Consider the following 4,106-nt stretch of genomic DNA (forward strand, 5'->3'; position numbering starts at 1 on the left):
CTGTTCGCGGTGATGGTGGCGCTGGCGGAGCTGTGGCGCGCGCACGGTGTGGAGCCCGACGCGGTCGTCGGGCATTCGCAGGGCGAGATCGCGGCGGCGTACGTGGCGGGCGCGCTGTCCTTGGAGGACGCCGCCAAGGCGGTCGCGCTGCGCAGCAAGGCCCTGGTCGCCCTGGCCGGACACGGCGGCATGGTCTCGGTCGTGCTGTCCGCGGACGACGCCGCCGACTACCTGAGCCCCTGGGGCGACCGGATCACCGTCGCGGTGGTCAACTCCGCCTCGACCGTCGTCGTCTCCGGCGAACGCGGGGCGCTGGACGAACTGCTGGCAGCCTGCGCCAAGGACGGCATCCGCGCCCGCGCCATCCCCGTCGACTACGCGGCGCACTCGGCGCAGGTCGAGGCGATCCGCGAGCAGCTGCTGACCGACCTCGCGGACATCCGGCCCCGGCCTGCGGCGATCCCGTTCTACTCCACCGTCACCGCGGAACCCGTCGACACCGCCGGCCTCGACGCCGACTACTGGTACCGCAACCTCCGCGAACCCGTCCGGTTCGACCTGGCCACCGCCCGGCTCACCGCCGACGGCCACGAGGTGTTCGTGGAAGTCAGTCCGCACCCGGTGCTGGTGCAGGACCTGGACGGCGTGGCGACCGGCACCCTGCGCCGCGACCACGGCGCCATCGGGGAATTCCACACCGCCCTGGCCCGGCTCCACGTCCAGGGCGTCGCCGTGACCTGGCCGCACGACCGCCCGCACGGCGTCAGGCTGCCGCGCTACGCCTTCCAGCGCAGCACCTACTGGCTCACCCCCGCGGCCGGCGACCACGGCACCGGGCACCCGCTGGCGGGCACCACGGTCGAACTGCCCGACGGCACCACCGTGCACAGCGGCCGGGTCTCCACCCGCACCCACCCCTGGCTCGCCGACCACGCCGTCGACGGCACGGTCCTGCTGCCGGGCACCGCCTTCCTCGAACTCGCCACCCTGGCCGGCGGGACCCTGGACGACCTCGTCCTGCACCTGCCGCTCGCGCTCTCCGACGCACCCACGGACCTCCAGGTCTCGGTCGGCGCCCCGGACGACGCCGGCCGCAGGCCGGTCACCGTGCACTCCAGGGGCGGCGACGGCTGGGTCCGCCACGCGTCCGGAACCCTCGGCGGCCGGGTGACGGCCGGACGCCTCGACTGGCCCCCGAGGAACGCCGAACCCGTGGACCCCGAAGGGTTCTACGCCTTCCTCGACGGACTCGGCTACCAGTACGGACCCGCGTTCCGGGGCGTGCGGGAGCTGTGGCAGGGCGAGGACGAGCTGTACGCCGAGGTGTCCGTCCCCGACGGCGCCCGGTTCGGCATCCACCCCGCGCTCCTGGACGCCGCGCTCCAGCCGCTGATCCTGCTCAGCCCCGACACCCGGGTCCGGCTGCCGTTCTCCTTCTCCGGCGTCGCCGTGCACGCCACCGGTGTGTCGTCCGCCCGGGTCCACCTGGCCCGCACGGGCGCCGACACCTACCGCGCGACGCTGACCGACCTGTCCGGCAACCCGGTCGCGGACATCACCGCGCTGACCGTCCGTCCGGCCGCCGAGGTCCGGGCCGCGGTGCTGCACACCCAGTGGGCGCCGCTCGCCGCGAGCGCACCGACCGAGGTGGTGCCGAGCCCGGTGCTCGCCGCGGAAGCCGACGCGGAGTCCGTGCACGCCCTCGTCCAGCGGGCCCGCGCGCTCGTCCAGGACTTCCTGGCCGAGCAGCCGGAGCCGGCCGCCGCACGCCTGGCCGTCCTGACCCGCGGCGTGGCCGGCGCGGCCGTCCGCGGCCTGGTCCGCACCGCCGCCGCCGAGCACCCCGGCCGGTTCGTGCTGGTCGACATGGGCGACGCGTCCGAGGAGGACGCGGTCCGGGCCGCCACGACGGCCGGCGACGAACCCGAACTGGCCCTGCGCCGGGAAGGCGTACTCGTCCCGCGGCAGGCCAGGTACGCGCCGGAACTGACCGCCCCCGACGGCGCGTACCGGCTGAGCGAGTCCGGCACCGGGCAACTGGACGACCTGGCCCTGCTGCCCTGGCCGGAGACCGCGCTGGAACCCGGCCAGGTACGGGTCGCCGTACGGGCGGCCGGCCTGAACTTCCGCGACGTGCTCATCACCCTCGGCATGTACCCGGACCGGCCGCCGCTGGGCGGCGAAGGGGCCGGCACCGTCGTCGAGGTCGGCCCCGGCGTCACGGCCTGGCGGCCCGGCGACCGCGTCATGGGCATGATGCCCGGCGCCTTCGGGCCGCGCGCGGTCGCCGACCACCGGCTGCTGACCGCGATCCCCGACGGCTGGAGCTTCACCGAGGCGGCGTCGACGCCCGTCGCGTTCACCACCGCCTGGTACGGGCTGTTCGACCTCGGCGAACTGCGCCCCGGCGACCGGGTGCTGATCCACTCCGGCGCGGGCGGCGTCGGCATGGCCGCCGTCCAGCTGGCGCTGAACAGCGGCGCGGAGGTGTTCGCCACCGCGAGCCCCGCCAAGTGGGACGCCCTGCGCGCCCTGGGACTGGACGACGACCACATCGCCTCGTCCCGCGACACCCGGTTCGCCGACCGGTTCCCGGCCATGGACGTCGTCCTCAACTCGCTCGCGGGAGAACTCACCGACGCCTCCCTGCGGCTGCTCGCCGACGGCGGACGGTTCGTCGAGCTGGGCAAGACCGACGTCCGCTCGCCCGAGGGCCTGATCTACCGGGCCTTCGACCTCAACGACGTCGACCCCGCGCGGCAGGGCGACATTCTCTCCAACGCCGTGGCGATGGTCGCCGACGGGACGCTGGAGCCGCTGCCGGTCACCGCCGCGGACCTCCGCCAGGCCGTCGCCTCCTTCCGGTTGATGAGCCAGGCCCGCCACACCGGCAAGATCGTCCTCACCGTCCCGCAGCCGCTCGACCCCGACGGCACCGTGCTGATCACCGGCGGTACCGGCACCCTCGGCCAGGCCGTCGCCCGGCACCTGGCGTCCCGCCACGGGGTGCGGCACCTGCTGCTCCTCAGCCGCAGCGGCGGCGCGGTGCCGCAGCTGGACGCGCAGGAGGACGTCGACGTGCGGGTCGTGGCCTGCGACGTCGCGGACCGGGACGCGCTGGCGGCCGTGCTGGACTCGATCCCGGCCGAGCACCCGCTCACCGCGGTCGTCCACGCGGCCGGCGTGCTCGACGACACCGTCGTGGAACGGCTGACCGCGGAGCAGCTCGACCGGGTGCTGCGCCCCAAGGTCGACGGCGCCTGGAACCTGCACGAGCTGACCCGTGAGCACGACCTCGCCGCCTTCGTGCTGTTCTCCGCGGCCGCGGGTGTGCTCGGCAACGCCGGCCAGGCCGGCTACGCGGCCGCGAACTCCTACCTCGACGCGTTCGCCGCGCACCGGCAGTCCCTCGGACTGCCCGCCGTGTCGATGGCCTGGGGCTACTGGGAGCAGGAGAGCGGCATGACCGCCCACCTCACCGCGGCCGACCGGCAACGCCTCGCCCGCAAGGGCATCCGCCCCATCGGCGTCGAACGCGCCCTGGCCATGTTCGACACCGCGCTGGCTTCCGGACGTCCCGCGCTGACCACGGCCGACCTCTCGATGCCGCAGACCCTGCCGACGCCGAAGGCCCCCGCGGCGGACCTGCTGTCCGTGGTCGTCGCCCACACCGCCACCGTCCTCGGCCACTCCGACGCCGCCGCCATCACTCCCGGACTCGCCTTCAGCGACCTCGGCTTCGACTCCCTGACCGCCGTCGAACTGCGCAACCGCCTCGCCGGCGCCACCGGTCTGCGGCTGCCCGCGACCCTCGTCTTCGACCACCCCACCCCCGCCGACCTCGCCGACCACCTCACGGCCCAACTCTCCGGCGCAGCCGGGGCGGTGGCTTCGGTGGCGCCGGTTGTGGTTGCGGTGTCGGACGATCCGGTGGTGATCGTGGGTATGGGGTGTCGGTTGCCCGGTGGGGTGGGGTCGCCGGACGAGTTGTGGGGTCTGGTGTCGGGTGGGGTGGATGCGATTGGGGGTTTCCCGTCGGATCGTGGGTGGGATGTGGAGGGGTTGTTCCATCCGGATGCGGATCATCCGGGGACGTCGTACACGCG

Annotated in this window: 1 protein-coding gene; it reads left to right on the forward strand. The window is 74.7% G+C overall.

Annotated features, from left to right (window positions below):
* The coding region (locus tag IEZ12_RS18100) for an SDR family NAD(P)-dependent oxidoreductase (protein WP_189272910.1) at nt 1-4,106 on the forward strand (4,106 nt) is incomplete at both ends.

Source organism: Kitasatospora griseola (genome assembly GCF_014648555.1).
Lineage (GTDB): Bacteria > Actinomycetota > Actinomycetes > Streptomycetales > Streptomycetaceae > Kitasatospora > Kitasatospora griseola.